The organism is Pseudonocardia aurantiaca (assembly GCF_039526725.1).
GTDB lineage: Bacteria > Actinomycetota > Actinomycetes > Mycobacteriales > Pseudonocardiaceae > Pseudonocardia > Pseudonocardia aurantiaca.
Map to the genome: position 1 here is coordinate 326,270 of NZ_BAAAJG010000003.1, position 17,887 is coordinate 344,156.

The 17,887-nt window shown below is 72.1% G+C and carries 13 protein-coding genes and 1 pseudogene; 10 read left to right on the forward strand and 4 right to left on the reverse strand.

Features of this window, described 5'->3' with window-relative positions:
- Window positions 1-14: 14 nt before the first annotated feature.
- Entirely contained in the window at window positions 15-887 is an 873-nt protein-coding gene (locus ABD143_RS06120) for a glycosyltransferase family 2 protein (RefSeq protein WP_343972413.1), read from the reverse strand.
- Between the two features lie 166 nt (window positions 888-1,053).
- On the opposite strand from ABD143_RS06120, the gene ABD143_RS06125 reads away from it, so the two are divergent.
- The 7 genes from ABD143_RS06125 to ABD143_RS06155 all read left to right on the forward strand — a co-directional run bounded on the left by ABD143_RS06125 (window position 1,054) and on the right by ABD143_RS06155 (window position 9,940).
- On the forward strand, window positions 1,054-3,186 hold the full coding sequence (locus ABD143_RS06125; protein WP_343972416.1) for a DUF2339 domain-containing protein: 2,133 nt from the start codon (window positions 1,054-1,056) through the stop codon (window positions 3,184-3,186).
- 72 nt (window positions 3,187-3,258) lie between these two features.
- Entirely contained in the window at window positions 3,259-4,059 is an 801-nt protein-coding gene (locus ABD143_RS06130; protein ID WP_343972419.1) for a hypothetical protein, read from the forward strand.
- Window positions 4,052-4,384, forward strand: a complete 333-nt coding sequence (locus ABD143_RS06135) for a hypothetical protein (RefSeq protein WP_343972422.1) — start codon at window positions 4,052-4,054, stop codon at window positions 4,382-4,384. The genes ABD143_RS06130 and ABD143_RS06135 overlap by 8 nt, the downstream gene beginning before the upstream one ends.
- 32 nt (window positions 4,385-4,416) lie before the next feature.
- Window positions 4,417-5,940, forward strand: a complete 1,524-nt coding sequence (locus ABD143_RS06140; protein ID WP_343972425.1) for a TldD/PmbA family protein — start codon at window positions 4,417-4,419, stop codon at window positions 5,938-5,940.
- Window positions 5,937-7,346 (forward strand): metallopeptidase TldD-related protein, encoded by a 1,410-nt coding sequence (locus tag ABD143_RS06145; RefSeq protein ID WP_343972429.1) that lies wholly within the window; start codon window positions 5,937-5,939, stop codon window positions 7,344-7,346. Before ABD143_RS06140 ends, ABD143_RS06145 begins: the two co-directional genes overlap by 4 nt.
- 186 nt (window positions 7,347-7,532) lie before the next feature.
- Entirely contained in the window at window positions 7,533-7,793 is a 261-nt protein-coding gene (locus ABD143_RS06150; RefSeq protein WP_343972432.1) for a hypothetical protein, read from the forward strand.
- 803 nt (window positions 7,794-8,596) lie between these two features.
- Window positions 8,597-9,940 (forward strand): GGDEF domain-containing protein, encoded by a 1,344-nt coding sequence (locus ABD143_RS06155; protein WP_343972435.1) that lies wholly within the window; start codon window positions 8,597-8,599, stop codon window positions 9,938-9,940.
- A 9-nt stretch (window positions 9,941-9,949) separates the two neighbouring features.
- Here the strand turns inward: ABD143_RS06155 and ABD143_RS06160 are convergent, their stop codons facing one another.
- Window positions 9,950-10,513, reverse strand: a complete 564-nt coding sequence (locus tag ABD143_RS06160) for a TetR family transcriptional regulator (protein WP_343972438.1) — start codon at window positions 10,511-10,513, stop codon at window positions 9,950-9,952.
- Between the two features lie 216 nt (window positions 10,514-10,729).
- Between ABD143_RS06160 and ABD143_RS06165 the strand changes: the two genes are divergently transcribed.
- Window positions 10,730-12,424, forward strand: coding sequence for an MFS transporter (locus tag ABD143_RS06165; RefSeq protein ID WP_379659610.1), 1,695 nt, complete (start codon window positions 10,730-10,732; stop codon window positions 12,422-12,424).
- Here ABD143_RS06165 and ABD143_RS06170 read toward each other — a convergent pair.
- Together ABD143_RS06170 and ABD143_RS06175 are read right to left on the reverse strand one after the other, a co-directional pair.
- A pseudogene (locus ABD143_RS06170) lies at window positions 12,380-12,943 on the reverse strand (TetR/AcrR family transcriptional regulator); the annotation flags it as partial. The gene ABD143_RS06165 and the pseudogene ABD143_RS06170 sit on opposite strands and share 45 nt — an antisense overlap.
- Window positions 12,944-12,956: 13 nt before the next feature.
- Window positions 12,957-13,403, reverse strand: a complete 447-nt coding sequence (locus tag ABD143_RS06175; protein WP_343972444.1) for a hypothetical protein — start codon at window positions 13,401-13,403, stop codon at window positions 12,957-12,959.
- A gap of 448 nt (window positions 13,404-13,851) precedes the next feature.
- On the opposite strand from ABD143_RS06175, the gene ABD143_RS06180 reads away from it, so the two are divergent.
- Window positions 13,852-15,675, forward strand: coding sequence for a phosphoenolpyruvate carboxykinase (GTP) (locus tag ABD143_RS06180; protein WP_343972447.1), 1,824 nt, complete (start codon window positions 13,852-13,854; stop codon window positions 15,673-15,675).
- Between the two features lie 292 nt (window positions 15,676-15,967).
- Window positions 15,968-17,881, forward strand: a complete 1,914-nt coding sequence (locus tag ABD143_RS06185) for a hypothetical protein (RefSeq protein WP_343972450.1) — start codon at window positions 15,968-15,970, stop codon at window positions 17,879-17,881.
- The last annotated feature ends 6 nt before the right edge of the window (window positions 17,882-17,887 follow it).

The window sequence follows — 17,887 nt, forward strand, 5'->3', positions numbered from 1 at the left end:
GCGACCGTGCCCGCTCAGAAGCGACGGTCGGACTTGCGGCGGTCGGCCCGCCGGTGCTCCGCAAGGAGCGTACGCAGTACCCGGGTGCCGTCGGCGAAGGTGCGGAGGTTGGTCTCCCCGAACACCCGCTGGCGCTCGATCGACGGGACCTCCGTGATCTTGAGACCGGCTGCGGCAACCCGGCAGTTCAGCACGGTCTCGATCTCGAAACCGTCGCCCCACAGCATTCCCTCGGCCGGCGCCGGGGCGTCGATCGGGGGGAGCTCCAGCAGCGGCAGCAGGTCCGCCCAGAAGGCGTTGTAGCCGTAGCAGAGGTCCGTGTACGACGTGCCGAACAGCGCGTTCGCCACCCCGTTGAGGCCGGCGTTGCCGGACTTGCGCAGCAGCGTGATGTCGTCGCTGCCCCCGCCGGGGGTGAACCGGCTGCCCTTGGCGAAGTCCGCCCCGGCCACCAGGGCCGAGACGAACGCCGGGATCTCGGCCGGATCGGCGGAGCCGTCGGCGTCGAACATCACGATGACGTCACCGGTGGCCGCGGCGAAACCGCACGCCATCGCGTTGCCCTTGCCCTTGCGGGTCTGGGTGATGATCTTGACCGATGGCAGCACGCGGCGCGCCGCCTCGATCGTGCCGTCGGTCGAGTTGCCGTCCACGACGATGATCTCGTGCACGGCGGGCCGCACAGCGGCGATCGCAGGTAGCACGATCTCCAGGTTGCGTGCCTCGTTGCGAGTCGGCACAACCACCGAGACGGCCGGGAACGGCGAACGGCTCGGCTGTGGGCGTGGGCGGGGTCGGCGCGTCGCCCTGATGGTCGTCCCGTGGGCCGACGCGTACTGCGTCACGACCTCGGGGACGGCCGGACGGGCGGCTGAAACGGCGCTCACACAACCTCCAGGCGGGACCGCTTCTCCAGCACAACGAATTCGTCGCCGGTGGGTTGCGGGCGATCAGTCAGGCGCCCCCCGGACGGGGGAACGACATGGATTCGTGACCTTATGCTCGTACTGCTACGCATCCCGCCGGGCACCGCCAGAGGCCAAGCTGCGCAGCATGGCGACTCCGACCGCTGATCCGTACGTCGCGCTTGCCGACGAGCTGGGCCGGCTGGGCCGACGGCTCGACGGAATCGGTGCTGAGGTCCTCCGGCTGCGCGCAGCAGCGGTACCGGCCGTCGAGCCGGGACCGGAGCCGGGCGGGGGAGCAGCGCCGTGGTCACATTTGGAAGACGTGCGGCCCGGCGATCAGGTTGCCTCGTCCGGGGAAAATCCGGCCTCCCCAGCGTCACCCGCAGTCACGCCGGGCGTCGAGAACGCTGGTCAGCAGGCCGCTGTTCCGCCGTCCGAGTGGATGCAGCCCCAGGGGCGGCCGACGACCTACCAGGGTCAGGGCTGGGCACCCCAAGCCGGATATCCCTCGGCTCAGAGTCAATGGCCCGGCTACGGCACTCCCGGCTACGGCACTCCCGGCTACGGCACTCCCGGCTACGGCACTCCCGGGTACGGGGCGCCGGGCTACGGAGCCCCGGGCCACCGATCGGCACCGCAGCAGCCCGCCCCGCAGCCGGCGCCCCGGCGCCGTCCCTTGTCCGGGCTGTCGGGCGCGCAACTGCTCGCTTGGACCGGCGGCGCCGTGACGCTGCTCGGGGTCGTGCTGCTGCTCGTACTGGCGGCGTCGCGCGGCTGGTTCTCGCCGCAGGCGCGGGTCGTGGCGGGCGCGGTGCTGGGGATCGCGCTCGTCGGGCTCGGGGTGTGGCTGCACCGGAAGGAGACCGCTCGGGTCGGGGCGCTGGCGCTCGCGGCCACTGGGTTCGCGACGCTCTACCTGGTCGTGGCTGCCGCCACGGCCTACTACGGCTACCTGCCGACGCTCCCGGCCCTGCTCGCCGCCCTGGTCGTCGCCGGGGGCGGGCTCGGGCTCGCGGACCGCTGGCGATCGCAGCTGCTCGGCGGCGGTGTGGTGGCCGGGGCGATGCTGCTCGCACCCGTGCTCGTGACCGACTGGCGGCTCGTGGCGCTGGCCCTGGCGCTGCAGCTCGCGGCGCTGCCGGTGGTGCTGCGCAAGCGGTGGCCGGTGCTGATGCTCATCGCCGCCGCCGGTCCGTTCCTGTTCGGGACGCTGGTCGGCTTCGGCCCGCTGGTCGGCCCCGCGGCGACCGAACGCGCGGGCGCGATCGCCGTGGTGCTCGCGGCGCTCGCGGTGGGGCTCGCGACTGTGCTGCTCGCCGCGCGGCGGCTGCCGGTCCCGCCCGTGGCGGTGCTGCTCGCTGCGTCACCGGCGCCGCTGCTGGTGACGGCGGCCGAGGTGGAGGGCGTGGGCGGTGCCGGGCTCGCGGCGGTGGCTGCCCTTGCGCTTGCCGCGGTCGCGGTCGCGGTCGCACCTGGTGTGGACCGGGTACTGCGGACAGTGGGAACAGCGGCCGCCGCGGTCGCCCTGTTCGTCGCCACCCAGCTCGTGCTGGACGGGGCCGCGGTCACCGTCGCGGTGCTCGGTGAGGCGCTCGTCGCGACGATGGCCGCGGCCGCGCTCCGGTCACGGGTGCTGCTCGCGGTCGGCGCGGCCTTCGGGGCGTTCGCCACCCTGGTGGCGATCACCCGCGACGCGCCGCTGGAGGCGCTCCTGCGGTTCTCGTACGTCGAGTACGCCGGGCCCTCGACCGTCGCGGAGCTCACGGCCGCGGGAGTCTCGGTGCTCGTGCTGGCGCTCGCCGTCGCGCTGCTCGTCGCAGGCGGCCGCACCGGGCTCGTGCGGCCGGACGCCACCGCCGCGCCGCTGTGGGTGCCGGTCGGGCTGGTCGGGCTGTACGGCGCCACATCCCTCGTCGTCACGCTGGCGCTGCTCGTCGCGCCCGACCGGGCCGGCTTCACAGCCGGGCACGCCCTCGTCACCGTGTCCTGGACGGTCGCCGCGCTCGTGCTGCTCGCTTGCGGGATCAGCAGGCCGGCGCTGCGGATCACCGGGATGGTGCTCGTCGGTGCCGCGGTCGCGAAGCTGGTGCTGTTCGACCTCGTCGCGCTCGACGGGCTGGCCAGGGTCGGCGCCTTCCTCGGCGCCGGGCTCGTGCTGCTCGCGGCCGGCACGCGGTACGCGCGGATGGTGGCGGAGGCCGAGAAGGCGACGGCCGGGGAGACCGCCACGAAGGGCGAGCCGCGGCCCGACCAGGCTCCGCCTCCCGCGGCCGGCTGACCGACGTTCACTACTGCACACGATCCGCCCGATTCGGGCCCGTCGGAGCGACCGACCTGGGAACCTCGGCGCATGCCCGATCGGTACGCCGACGCCGTGCGCGCCCGGCGCGCCGAGCTTCGCGCAACGCGGCCCGCCCTCGTTGGCGGCCACCGGGCCGAGCTGCGCAGTTGCCTCGCCCTGAGCAGGCTCACCGCGGCGGCCGACATCGAGCAGGCGCTCGCGCAGCTGCGCCGCGAGATGGCCGAGCACTGCGACGCGGGGGATCGGGCCGCCCGCGCCCGGTTGCTGGAGCTGCTCGCCGCCGCCGTGCCGCACATCGCGGAGGCGGTCGACACGAGGTGGACGGCGGGGCTCCGGCCGGGGCTGCGCCGCATCGGCACCGAACGGGGGCTCGACCTGGGAGCCGGCTGGCCCCGGCTCCCGGCGCCGCACCTCCCCGGCCGCCCACCGGAGGTCCCCGCGTCGCGACGGCCCGGCGCGGTGCGGTCCCTGCTGGCCGGTGCGCTCGACGGGGCCGCGCTCTGGCGCCTCGCGCTGTTCCCGCTCGCCGTCCTGCCACTGCTCGGGCTCCCCGTCCTCGGCGGGCAGGCGTTCGCGCCGCTCGCGCTCGGGGCCGGTGTCGCCGCCGTCATCGGCACTGCCCTCGCGCGGCGCACGGCGGCCGAACGCGCGCGCCTGCGCCTCGTCGCCGAACAGGCCGTCATGGCGGCAGGTGCGGCGCTCCACAGCGATCTCGACCGCAGGCTCGTCGAGGTCGAGAGATCGGTCGGCGCCGCACTCGATGCGGCCGTCCTGCGGCGCCGCGGCGCCGTCGACGCCGAGCTGGCCAGGCTCGCCCCCGACCGACCGCAGGAGGCTTCCCGTGGATGATCCGCGCCACCCCGGGCAGGTGCCCGACGACCCGGCGTTCGGCCCCGTGCTCGGCCCCGTGCTCGACCCCGTGCTCGACCCGGCGCTCGACCCGGCGCTCGACATCGACACCGACGGCGACGGCGTGCCCGACACGGGCGTCACCAGCGACGGCGTCGACCTGATGCTGGTCACCGACCTGGACGGCGACCGGTTCGCCGACCAGGTGCTGCGAATCGGGCCCGACGGCGCCATCCGGGAGGCGGGGCCGCCGCCTCCTGCCGGGCCGGGATCGGGGGTCGTCGACGGGTTGCTGGGCGGCGCGGCCGCAGGCGCCGGTTCCTGACCGTTGTCGGCAGGGATCAGTAGGTTGACGGGATGCGAGCAGACCGCCCAGCCGACCGCCTGGACCCCGAGTTCCGGGCCCTGCCGCTCGCCGCGCTGGCCGACGCCGCGCTGAGCCGGGCCGTGGCGCTGGGTGCGCAGCACGCCGACCTGCGGGTCGAGCGGGTCGTCAGCCAGTCGATCGACCTGCGCGACGGCACGGTCACCGGCGTCTCCGACACCACCACCGTCGGCCTCGCCGTCCGGGTGATCGTCGACGGCGTCTGGGGCTTCGCGTCCCACGTCGAGCTCACTCCGGAACGGGCAGCGGCCACCGCCGAGCGGGCCGTCGCGGTGGCGCGCACGCTCGCGCCGGTGGCGATCGAGCGCGTCGAGCGGGCGTCCGAGCCTGTGTACGCCGACGCCGTGTGGGTCTCGGCCTACGACATCGACCCGTTCACCGTGCCCACCCGCGAGAAGGTCGAGCTTCTCGGCGAGTGGTCGCAGCGGCTGCTCGCCGCCGACGGGGTCGACCACGTCCGGGCGGGTCTCGCGGAGGTGCGGGAGAACAAGTTCTACGCCGACACGTCAGGCACCAGCACGACACAGCAGCGGGTGCGGATCGAGCCCGGATTCACCGCGACCACGGTCGACCGTGCCGCGGGCGCCTTCGAGACGATGAGCTCCCTGGCCCCGCCAGCGGGCCGCGGGTGGGAGTACGTCACCGGTACGGGATGGGACTGGGACGGCGAGCTGGCGCAGCTTCCCGAGCTGCTCGCGGAGAAGGCCAAGGCGCCATCGGTCGAGTCGGGCGCCTACGACCTGGTCATCGACCCCACCAACCTCTGGCTCACGATCCACGAGTCGGTGGGCCACGCCACCGAGTACGACCGCGCTATCGGCTACGAGGCCGCCTACGCCGGCACCAGCTTCGCCACCCCCGATCTACTCGGCACCCTGCGCTACGGCTCCGAACACATGCACGTCACGGGTGACCGCACCGTGCCGCACGGGCTCTCCACCATCGGCTACGACGACGACGGCGTCGCCACCACGGAGTGGGACCTCGTGCGCGACGGCGTGCTCGTCGGCTACCAGCTCGACCGCACGTTCGCCCCGCGCCTCGGGCTGGTGCGCAGCAACGGGTGCGCATTCGCCGACTCGCCCCACCACGTGCCGATCCAGCGGATGGCCAACGTCTCGCTGCAGCCCGACCCGGTGCGTGACACCACCACGGAGGAACTGATCGCGGGTATCGACCGCGGCATCTACGTGGTGGGCGACAAGTCCTGGTCGATCGACATGCAGCGCTACAACTTCCAGTTCACCGGCCAGCGGTTCTTCCGCATCGAGGGCGGGCGGCTCGCCGGTCAGCTGCGCGACGTGGCCTACCAGGCCACCACGACCGACTTCTGGGGGGCGCTCGACGCCGTCGGCGGCCCGTCCACGTGGCTGCTGCACGGGGCCATGAACTGCGGGAAGGCGCAGCCTGGGCAGGTCGCGGCGGTGAGCCACGGCAGTCCGTCGGCGCGGTTCCGGGGCATCAACGTGCTCAACACCCAGGAGGAGGGCCTGTGAACGCCCCCGTCGGCGGGTCGCTCGCCGTACTGCGGCCCCAGGACGTCGTGGAGCGCACGCTCGCCGCTGCCACACACCTGCACGGATGTGCCGTGATCGTCCGGGAGACCAGCGAGGCAGTCCTGCGCTGGGCCAACTCGACGATGACCACCAACGGCCACACCACCTCCGGCCAGGTCACGGTGGTGGCGTTCGTCGCGGTGGAGGGCGGCATCGCGGCGGGTGTCGTCAGCTCGAGCGTGGCGGTCACCGCCGCCGCGCAGCTCGAGGACCTCGTCCGGGCAGCAGAGTCGGCGGCGCGCGACGCCGGGCCTGCTCGTGACGCCACGCCCCTGCTCCACCCCACCGGCGACGACCCCTCGTGGAGCGAGCCGGCCGCCGAGACCTCCATCCGGGTGTTCGGCCGGTTCGCGGGCGACCTCGCCGAGGTGCTCGCCGGGCCCAACCGGCACTACGGGTTCGCGAGCCACGAGGTCACCACGGTCTGGCTGGGCACGTCCACGGGCATCCGGCGGCGCTGGGTCCAGCCGACGGGTTCGGTGGAGCTGAACGCCAAGACCCCCGACCTCCAGGGCTCGGCCTGGACCGGGGCGTCCACGGCCGACTTCTCCGACGTCGACGTGATGGCGCTTGCCTCGGAGGCCGGGCGTCGGCTGGAATGGGGCGGGCGGCGCGTGTCGCTCGACCCGGGGCGGTACGACACGCTGCTGTCGCCGTCTTCCGTGTCGGACCTGCTGATCTACCTGATTTGGTCGATGGACGGGCGCCCGGCCCAGGAGGGCCGCAGCGCGTTCTCTGGGCCGAACGGGCCGCGCGTCGGCGAACGTCTGACGGACCTGCCGCTCACCCTGGCCAGCGACCCCGGCGCCCCAGGCCTGGGATACGAAACCTTCCTCACGGTCACAGGCTCGGGCGAGGGCATCTCGGTGTTCGACAACGGCGCTCCCACCCGCCGGGTGGAGCGCGTCAGCAGCGGGACGATCGGCGAGCTGACCTACTCCCGCGCCGAGGCTGCGGAGTTCGGCACGCGGTTCACCCCGCCGGGCGACAACCTGATTCTCACCGGCGGGTCCGGGGAATCGATCGAGGACATGGTCGCCCGCACCGAGCGCGGGCTGCTGCTCACCTGCCTCTGGTACATCCGCGAGGTCGACCCGGTCACGCTGCTGCTCACCGGACTCACCCGCGACGGGGTGTACCTGGTGGACGGGGGCGAGGTTGTGGCCGAGATCGACCACAACTTCCGTTTCAACTACTCACCGCTCGACGTGCTGCGCCGCACGACCGAGGTCGGTGCCACCGAACGGACACTCCCGCGGGAGTGGAAGGACTGGTTCACCCGCACGGCGATGCCGCCGGTGCGCGTGCCCGAGTTCAACATGTCCTCCGTTTCGCTCGGGCGGTGACCACAACCTGGTCGCGCCGTTCGCCCGCGGTGGGAGCACCGGTCGGCGCGTTGTGGCGCCGGCGCGATACCTGGCGGCGGATGATGGCCGTTCACTACCCATGGAGCGCCGACGTCGTCGCCGGGTCGCCTGACGGAGAAGGGGCGAGCAGTGTCGTTCGAAGTCGTTAGCGCATACACCCTGCTGGTGGGGGACGCGGATGAGCCGGCCACGGTGAGCGTGCACACCACCGCCGAGGATGCGTGGAAGGCCCTGGACCGGGAGGTGCGCAGGCGTTGTCGCATGCGCCCCCGCCCCCGCCGCCGCACCGACGCCGAGGCCGCCACCCGGTTCGCCAACGCCTGGCGCGCGGGCGACCTTGAGCGCCGCTACTGGAACATCGCCGTGCACCGGCTGCCGATCCAGCTGCCGGTCATCGCGGGGGAGCCGAGCGTCGCAGGCCGCTGACCGCGGCGATTCGTGACCGACTGGGAGTAGAGCCCGTCCGAAACAGCCCCCCAGGTGCGCCATGCCCTGTCGGGCTCGCGCCGGGGAGGCGTGGCGTGCGCCATCGCTGCTGGTGCGCAGCGGCACGGCGCGCCTTGCCCTGCGACGTCCGCTGGACCGCAAGGCTGGTCGCCGAGCGGATGCGGGCAACCCGCCTGCCGGCGGGCTTGTATTGGAAGTTCACACCGGGCGCGGCGCCGTGCGGCGCCCGGTCACAGCGGCCTTCGGAGTGTGGCCGCTCGCCGACCGGTCCGCGGGTGCCCGCGGCCCGGTGGGCTGCTCACCAGGTCCAGTTGCGCATGGGGATCTCCTTGGGGGGTCGGCGTCGGCGGGATCGCACGGTGTGTGGGTCACCAGGTCCAGTTGCGCACGGTTTGTCTCCTTGTCGGTGTGGGGTGGGTGGGGTTGGGGGTGTTGTCACCAGGTCCAGTTGCGCACGGTTTGTCTCCTTGTCGGTGTGGGGTGGGTGGGGTTGGGGGTGTTGTCACCAGGTCCAGTTGCGCACCGTTCACCTCCTTCTCAGTGCGGGGTGTGGTCAGCGGTGTTATCCAGCCGTGTTCACCAGGTCCAGTTGCGCACGTCGTCACCCCTTCCGCGCCTCACGCGAGGACTGTCGTAAGTAAGTTCGTCGCTACGCGTCACGTCGGTACACGGAGGCGGCCGCGGGGTGCCACCGATCGGTCACAGCAAGTCGCGCTCGCACCCGGCCTGCCTGCTAGCCTCACCCCGGACGGTGAAGACCGCGCGACGGTAGGAGAGCGGGAGTGAGCGCATCCGGGCGTCCGACGCTCCGCGTCACCCGATGGGCTGTCTGGGCACTGCCGCAGCGGTTGCTGGGCTCGGTCCTTCTCATCGAAGCCTTCGCAGCGGTACTCCTGATCACTGACGTTGTCGTCACACCGGTGCTCGGGTTCCCGTCGGATGGGCGCGACGCGTTCGTCTTGCTGATCGGCGCCGTCGTCCACACCGAGATCGCGTTGACGGTCGAGCGCGTTCGGCGGCGCATCACCGATGCGGCCCACATCACGCTGAATTCGGTGTGGACCTTCGCCGCGGCCCTGCTCTTCCCGCCGTTCGTGGCGTCCATGATCGTGATCGCGATCTTCGCGTACTTGTACTTCCGGGTCTCGCGCCCGGCCAAGACCCCGGCCTACCGGGAGCTCTTCAGCACCGCCACCGTCGTGCTGGCCGTGCACGCCGCGGCAGGCGTCGTCGCGTACATCCCCGACGGCGACAGCCGGTTCGGCGGCCTCATCGGCCTGCTGACCATCGTGGTGGCGATGCTCGCCTACACGGTCGTCAACACGTGCCTCGTCGTCGGCGCCGTCGTGCTCAGCTCCGACCGGAGCGTCCGCCAGGTGCTCGGGCAGGGCGACGAGATCGTGCTCGAGCTCGCCACGCTGTCGCTCGGTGCGCTGGTGGCGGTCACGATGGCGGTTTCCGGCCCACTCGTCGCGGTGCTCGTGCTCCCTGCGCTGATCGTGCTCCACCGGGCCGTGCTCGTACGCCAGCTCGAACACGCGGCCAACACCGACAGCAAGACGGGCCTGCTCACCGCGGCGGCCTGGCAGCGGCAGGCGATGCGTCAGCTCCAGCGCACAGAACGCAGCTCCGGCTCGGCCGCGCTGCTGATCCTCGATCTCGACCACTTCAAGCGCGTCAACGACGACCACGGCCACCTTGCGGGCGACTTGGTGCTGTCGGCGGTGGGCGTGGCGCTGCGTGACGAGACCCGCGAGCACGATCTCGTCGGCCGGTTCGGCGGCGAAGAGTTCGTGATGCTGCTACCGCACACCGACGGCGAGCGATACGCCTACCCCGAGCTGCGCAAAATCGGTGAGCGCATCCGCCACCGCATCGCGCAGCTCGCCATCGAGGTCCCGACGCCCGACGGCCCGCTCACGCTCAGGGGGCTGTCGGTGTCGATCGGCGGCGCGCTGTACCCGGAGGACGGCGCCGGAGTCCAAGACCTCATGGCCGTGGCCGACTCGGCCCTCTACGCCGCGAAGCGCGACGGGCGCAACGTCGTGCGGCTCGGCCAGCACACCACCGTGGCGCAGGCCGCCCAGGAGGCGGAGCGGTCCGGTTCCCCGCAGGCCGCAGGCTGACGCTCCCGGTCAGGGCGCGGGCGGAGCCATCTCCGGCCCGGCCGGCAGGTAGCGGCGCATGCGTGCCAGCAGATCCTCGACGCCGAGCCCGGGCGGCAGCGGCGTGCCTGTGAGCGTGCGCAGGTAGAGCCCGTCGCCGACGAGCTGCACGAGCCATGCGAGCACCGGGTCGTGCAGCTCGTCGCGCAGCGCCTCGTACCCGTCGGCGTCGACCACCGCGAGCGCGTCGCGCACCGCCTGCCCGGACTCCGTCCCGTCGGCCAGGCGGAGTACCGCGAGGTACGTGCGCGTCATCCCGCCCGGAGTGCCGCCGCCGGGCGCCGACGTCCGGATGTAGTAGCCGACCGACCCGTCAGGAGCGGTGCGGATGGCGTCGGCGTCGGCGGCGCTGCGGTCGCGCAGCCGGTCGAGCAACCCGGCGGCCAGCGCGTCCTTCGACGCGAAGTGGTAGAGCAACCCACCCTTCGACACGCCGGCCGCGGCCGACACAGCGTCGAGGGTGATGGCGGCCGCACCGTGCTCGATCAGCAGGGTCTCGTACGCGTCCAGCACGCGGTCCCGGGCGCTCGCCATCTTCGGATTCTAGGAGGGTACTGACCAACTCCGCCGTAGCGAGCGGCGTGGGCGTCGCGCAGTAGGGCCGAGTTGTTCAGGGCCCTCCTGGGTAGCGGTGGCGTTCACCACTCGGACTGGTCCGGGGGAATGTCCAGGGCATTTGTACCGTCTAGACGGTACAGTCGTGCGTCCTGACGTGTTCCTTACGCTCCCTCAGAGAGAAGAAGCCCCGGATTGATTCGCTCTGCTGTGCCTCGCCGCTCCACCCCGACCGTCCCGTCCCGTGCGGGGCGGCGCGAGTGGTTCGGTCTCGCCGTCCTGTTCCTCCCGACGCTGCTCGTCGCGATCGACAACACCGTGCTGGGCTTCGCCCTGCCGGCGATCAGCGCTGCCCTGGTGCCGTCGGCCACCCAGGTGCTGTGGATCGTCGATGTCTACCCGCTCGTGCTCGCCGGGCTGCTCGTCACGATGGGCACCCTCGGTGACCGCATCGGTCGCAGACGCGCTCTGCTCATCGGCGTGTCCGGCTTCGGTGCGGTCTCGTTCGCCGCGGCTTTCGCGACCGACGCGGCGCAGCTCGTCGGTGCCCGAGCGCTTCTGGGGTTCTTCGGCGCGATGTTGATGCCCGCGACGCTCGCCCTGCTGCGGACGCTCTTCCAGGACCGAGCGCAGCGCAGGCTCGCCGTCGCGATCTGGGCCACCGGCTTCGCCGCCGGTGCCGCGCTCGGACCGATCCTCGGCGGGCTGTTGCTGCAGCACTTCTGGTGGGGTGCGGTGTTCCTCGTCAACGTGCCTGTGATGGTGGCGCTGCTCGTGCTGGGGTTCCTGGTGCTGCCCGAGTCGCGGATGCCGGTGCCCGGCCGGATCGACCCGCTCGGTGTGCTCCTGTCCTTGCTGGCCATGGGCCCCGCGGTGCTGGCGATCACGGCCGTGGCGCACGACGGCGTCACCGGCACGGCCGTGCTGGCGCTGCTCGTCGCGGCGACCGCGGGTGTGCTCTTCGTGCGGCGGGCCAGGGCGCGGCTGGCGGCGGGCGAGGAACCGCTGCTCGACGTCTCGCTGTTCGCGTCCCCGGTGCTGCGGCTCGCGGCACTGGCCAACGCCACGACGATGTTCGCGCTCACCGGCCTGCTTTTCTTCTCCGCGCAGTTCCTGATGCTCGTGGCCGGGCTCGCCCCGATGGATGCGGCGCTGGTTCTGCTGCCAGGTTTCGTCGTGACGATGCTGGCCGGTCTGGCGGCCGCCCGGCTGGGCCGGATGTTCCCGCTCCGCGTGCTGGTGCCGGTCGGCCTGCTGACAGCCGCGGCCGGGTTCCTGCTCGCCACCGCGCTCGGGAGCGGTCACGCGGTGGCGTTGCTCGCCGCGGCGAACGTCCTCGTCGGCGCCGGCATCGGCCTGTCGGAGACGGTCACGAACGACGCCATCCTCGCCGCGGCTCCGGCGGACCGGGTCGGCTCGGCGTCGGCGGTGTCCGAGACGGCCTACGAGATCGGCGCGGTGCTCGGTACCGCGGTGCTCGGCAGCGTGCTGTCGGCGGCGTACCGGGGCACGGTCGCGGTGCCGTCGAGCGTCGGGCCGGTCGAGACCGGAACCGCGTCGGAGACCCTCGGCGGCGCCGTGGCGACCGCCGCCCGGCTCGGCGGGAACGAGGCGGCCGCACTGCTGGCCTCGGCTCGTTCGGCGTTCATCACGGGCATCGCGCTCACCTCGCTGGTGGGCGCAGGTGTGCTCGTGGTGGTGGCGCTGACCGTAGCCCTCGGGCTGCGGCCGCGTGCCACCTCAGCGGTTCGGCGTCTTGAGCAGGCCCACGAGGTCGACGACCTGCCGGGCGAGCGGGCGCAGCACGGGCAGCCGGGACAGGCGCACGAGCCGATCGACCATCGGCGTCGTCCGGTCCACGAGCAGGTGGGTGCGCGCGCAGCCGGGTGAGCGGTCGTGCACCCAGAACAGCACGATCCCCAGGTGGTAGAGCCACAGCAGCTCGGGCAGCTCACGGGCCAGCTCCGGGTCGACGCGGACGGTGGCGCCGTCGAGCACCTGCCGGTACAGGTCGATGGCGGCGTCCCGGGCCGGGTGGGACGCGGCGCTGAACGGGGAGAGCGGGTTGTCCGGCTGTGCCGCCACCGCAAAGAAGCGCCCGGCGAAGTCCCGATAGGGCTCGGCAGCGGTGATCCATGCGCGGAGCGTGTGGGTGAGCCGGTCGCCCAGGGCGCCGCGACCGGCAAGCGCGGGCAGTGCGAGCGCCCTGTGCTCGGCCACCAGCTGGTCGTAGAAGCCCTGGACCAGTTCTTCCTTCGAGGAGAAGTAGTAGTAGGCGTTGCCGACCGACACTCCGGCCCGATCGGCGACGGCGCGCATCGTCGTGCGCTCGAAACCCTTCTCGCGGAACAGTTCGAGTGCGGCGGCCACGATGGCCTCCCGGGTGCGGGCGGACCGCGGCGCAGTCACCGAGCCGCCGGGCTCACTGCTCGTTCGGCGGCTGCGGCGCAGGTGGCATGGCCGGCGGGGCGGCCGCCGCGGGACCGGCGCCGAAGCCGCGCACGGCCAGCCGCTCCTGCACGTGCTCGGAGATCTCGGCGGCCTTCCGCCGCTCGCGAACCTTGATGAGCACGAGCATCGAGATGCCGTAGGCGATGCCGAGCGTCAGGAGCACGACCCCGAGCCGCATGACGAACGACTGCAGCGGCTCACCCCCGCGGATCTCCACCACCGAGATGATCGCCAGCACGCCCAGGGTGACCAGGTGGAACAGCACGGAGAGCAGGAGGTTCACCGACCGCGTGACCTTCTCCTCGTGGAACACCTCCTGCAGGAACGGCTCGCCCGCGACGACCAGCAGGCGCCCGACGACGAAGGTCAGCCCAACCGAGACGATGAGTAGGACGATGTACTGGGCGTTCTCGGTCATCGGGCCCTCCCGGGGTTTTGAACGTGTTCAAAACACTACGCGCCGATGACCATCAGGTCCACGGCTGTCGAAGCCAACAAGTTGTGACGTCTCCCGCACTCTCCGTGTACCCGCCGCGCCCCGGACCTACGCACCGGGTTGGGCCGGGTCGGCCGGACCGGACGACCCGGGCTCGATGGCAATCCGCTGGTCACGCCGTCGAAATAAGTCGGCGCCGGCCTGCTGTCCCACCGCCCCGCCGCGCGAATTGGAAAGCGGTTTCTGATCTCTGAATCGATTACTCAATCGGTCCTGTGAGTGAATCGACAGCGGCCAGCGGTTGGGGGAATCCGACGGTCGCAGGTACCGTCGAGTCCCATCTCTCACAGGCACACCCGTTCCGATTCGGGCCGGGTGTGCGCAGCATTTCCGGGGGCCGGGGAAACCGGCGACGAGCGAGGACGGCGATATGACTGCGATGACCGTGTCGGGGATCGACGGAGCTCCTACTGCGAACGCTCGGCTGCTCTCCTGGGTCCAGGAGGTCGCCGAGCTCACGACGCCGGACCAGGTCGTGTGGTGCGACGGGTCCGACGAGGAGTGGGACCGGATGACGGCGCGGCTCGTCGAGGCGGGCACGTTCGTCAAGTTGAACGAGGAGAAGAAACCAAATTCGTTCTGGGCGGCTTCGGATCCAGATGACGTGGCGCGCGTCGAGGAGCGCACGTTCATCTGCAGCGTCGACGCGGCGGGTGCCGGGCCGACGAACAACTGGGTCGATCCGACCGAGATGAAGGCCACAATGTCCGAGCTCTACCGCGGATGCATGCGGGGCCGGACGATGTACGTGATCCCGTTCTGTATGGGCCCGATCGACGCCGATCCGCCGATGCTCGGCGTGGAGATCACCGACTCCGAGTACGTGGTCGTGTCCATGAAGATCATGACGCGCATGGGCGCGAACGTGCTGCCGCTCTTCGAGGACCGCGGCGACAGCTTCGTCAAGGCCCTGCACTCCGTTGGCGCCCCGCTCGGCGCCGGGGAGCAGGACGTCCCGTGGCCGTGCAACTCCACGAAGTACATCAGCCACTTCCCCGAGACCCGGGAGATCTGGAGCTTCGGTTCCGGTTACGGCGGCAACGCGCTGCTGGGCAAGAAGTGCTACGCGCTCCGGATCGCCTCGGCAATCGCCCACGACGAGGGCTGGCTGGCCGAGCACATGCTGATCCTCAAGCTGATCAGCCCCGAGGAGAAGGCCTACTACGTGGCCGCCGCCTTCCCGTCCGCATGCGGGAAGACGAACCTCGCGATGCTGCAGCCGACCATCCCAGGCTGGCGTGCCGAGACCGTCGGTGACGACATCGCGTGGATGCGGTTCGGTGAGGACGGCAGGCTCTACGCCGTCAACCCGGAATACGGCTTCTTCGGGGTCGCGCCCGGCACGAACTGGAAGACCAACCCCAATGCGATGCGCACCATCGAGAAGGGGAACTCCCTGTTCACCAACGTCGCACTCACCGACGACGGGGACGTCTGGTGGGAGGGTCTCGAGGGCGACCCGGAGCACCTGAAGTCGTGGACCGGCGAGGACTGGACGCCGGACTCGGAGAAGCCGGCCGCGCACCCGAACTCGCGCTACACCACACCGATCGCGCAATGCCCCGTCGTGGCCCCGGAGTGGGAGGACCCGCAGGGCGTGCCGATCTCGGCCATCCTGTTCGGCGGCCGGCGCAAGACGACAGTGCCGTTGATCACCGAGTCCCGCGACTGGCAGCACGGCACGTTCATGGGCGCCACGATGTCCAGCGAGATGACGGCCGCGGCCAAGGGCGGCCGGGGCCAGGTGCGGCGCGACCCGATGGCGATGCTGCCGTTCCTCGGCTACAGCGCGGGCCAGTACTTCCAGCACTGGGTGAACGTCGGAAAGGGTGCGGACGCCGAGAAGCTCCCGCGGATCTTCTACGTCAACTGGTTCCGCCGGGGCGAGGACAGCCGGTTCCTGTGGCCCGGCTTCGGTGAGAACTCCCGGGTGCTGAAGTGGGCCATCGAGCGGATCGAGGGCACCGCGGCCGCGACGGAGACGGCGGTCGGCTACGTGCCGACCGCTGAGCACCTCGACCTCGACGGGCTGGACGCCCCGGCCGAGGACGTCGAGGCCGCGCTCACCGTGGACGTCGAGGAGTGGAAGGCCGAGATCCCGCTCATCGAGGAGTGGTTCGAGAAGGTCGGCGAGAGCCTGCCCACCGCAATGCGTGACGAGCTGGAGGCGCTCAAGCTCCGTCTCGGAGCCTGACGCCCGACGCACCGACCGGCCCGCCGTACCGTTTGCGGCGGGCCGGTTTGCGCATGATCACTGAGCGTATCAGCGAGCGGGAAACCGCTTGCCGCTCCGATGGATCCGTTCGTCGATGTCGGGAGTGACTTTCGGCATCCGTGACCGTTTTCGCAGCCATCGCTCTACCGTGGTGTTCCGCCCAGCTCAGAGGAGCCGCCGTACGCCGCGGAGCGTGACTTTCCGGCCGCTTGACGATTGCTGTTCCCCCGATCGGGGGTGCAACATCGGGTAGGCACCAACGATACGAAGGGTGACTGCCGTCGCACGGCGGCGGCTCGGAGGTGGCTACGTGCTGGATGTCGGAACGGCGAACACAGCCGGCGAGGACGATGCCGACCTCGCCGTCTTCGTCGACCGTCTCGCAGCAGCGGGATCGGACCGGGCCACGTCGGCTGCTCAGGCGCAGCTGCTGCGCACCCTGGCCGACGGCCCCACCCCGCCGGGCCTGCGCAGGCTCGCGGAGGCGCTCGCCGCTTCCGTCTCCGAGCTCCCGCCGCCGCCCCGCCGCCCGTCCGAGAACGCCTCGGTGGTCGCCGCGGTCCGAGACAACGCGCTCGTCGTCCTCGACGGGTTCGACACCGCCGCCGTAGCAGGCACTGTCGCTGCGCTGCTGGCCGACGGCAGGCGGGTCGTCGTCACGGCGGCCACCCCGGCCGAGCTGGCCGGCGTCCGCGGTGCGCTCCCGGCGGGTGCGGTCGATCGCGTGCTCACCGCCCTCCCCGGGCTCTCGCCTGCCGAGCTGCGCGAGCTGCGCAGGCTGCTCGCCACCTCCACGCCGCAGCGGAGGGCCCGCGCGGGCCAGGACCTTCCCCCCGAGTCGACGTTTCCGCCCGTGGCCGAGATCGTCGACCTGTGCACACAGGCGGCCCACGGCGGCGCGGCGCGCCCGGGTGCCTGGGTGGTGCCGGCGCTCCTCACCGGGCTCGACGCGAACCGGCTCGCCGCCGTCACGTCCGTCGCCCAGTGCGTCGACCGATCGCTCGCCGACCTGCAGTCCCTCGCCGAGCACGAGTGGGCGTGGCGGCTGCTCTCCGAGCTGATCTACAGCAGGCAACGCGCCACGTTCGACGAGATCCAGCAGGACATCGCGCAGGCCGTCGCCGCCACCGAGCGGGCGCACGACGGCCCGCACGTCGAGTTCGTCGACACCCCACCGCCGGGGGCGATCGAGGTCCTGCTGCGCTACCGCGACTTCCTCAGCGCGGGGGGACGCACCCGTTCGGTTTTCCGCTCATCGGCCCAGCGCGAAGTGCAGCCGGTGCTCGGGCTCGGGCGAGTCGGCACGCGTGTGCCGGAGACCGAGGAGGACGTGCAGCGCCTCATCGAGCACGTGGAGCTCGTCGAGCGCTGGGACCGAGTCGAGGCGGGTTGTGTCGAGCTCGGGCTCCCGGTACCGGGCGACGAGCGTGAGCTTCTGGAACTCGCCGACGGGCTGGTCAAGGTCGCGGCGGCCGCCCGCTCGGTGGGCGCCTTGCGGCACGACGTGTTGTTCCTCGCGCCGGACTCTCCGCTCTCGGTGCCCGACGTCGAGTCGGCGGGCGAGATCGCCGGCGCGATCCTCGATTTCGCCGACCACGGCTCGGCCGACCAGGCGGGCCGGCGGCTGGACGCACTCGCCGACGCGCTGTCCGGCCCGGCGCTCCCGTCGGCGCCTGAGCACCAGCAGGCCGTTGCTGCTCTCCGCGCGCATGACGCCGAGGCCTACGCCGCCGCCGTCGACGCGCTCGGCGCGGCCCGGCGCGACGCCCACGACGAGGCGCGGCGCGTAGCGCTCCTGCAGCGGCTCTCCGACAGCGCGCCGCAGCTGGCGGCAGCGTGGGACGCGATCGCCGACACCGACCCGGTCGCTCTCGGCCTGGCGTCGTTCGTGCCTGCGGCCGCGCTGCTCTCGGCGCTCCCGCCGCCGGACACCGCCGACGTCGTGCTGGTGCTTGGCGCGGCAGGGCTCGGTGTGGAGCGGTTGCTGCTCACGGCCGTTGCCCCCCGCATGATCGCGGTGGTCGAGCCGGGTGCCGAGGTGGAGCCACCCACGCTGGTGAGCGTGCTGCGGCGGGCGTCCGCCTTGGTGATCCGCGGCAGGTCGAACGTGCCCGTGCAGGTCGTGCCGATCAACGGTGCCGCGTCCCGTAGCGCACCCACTCCCATCGGACAGGCCGGACGCTAGCGGGAC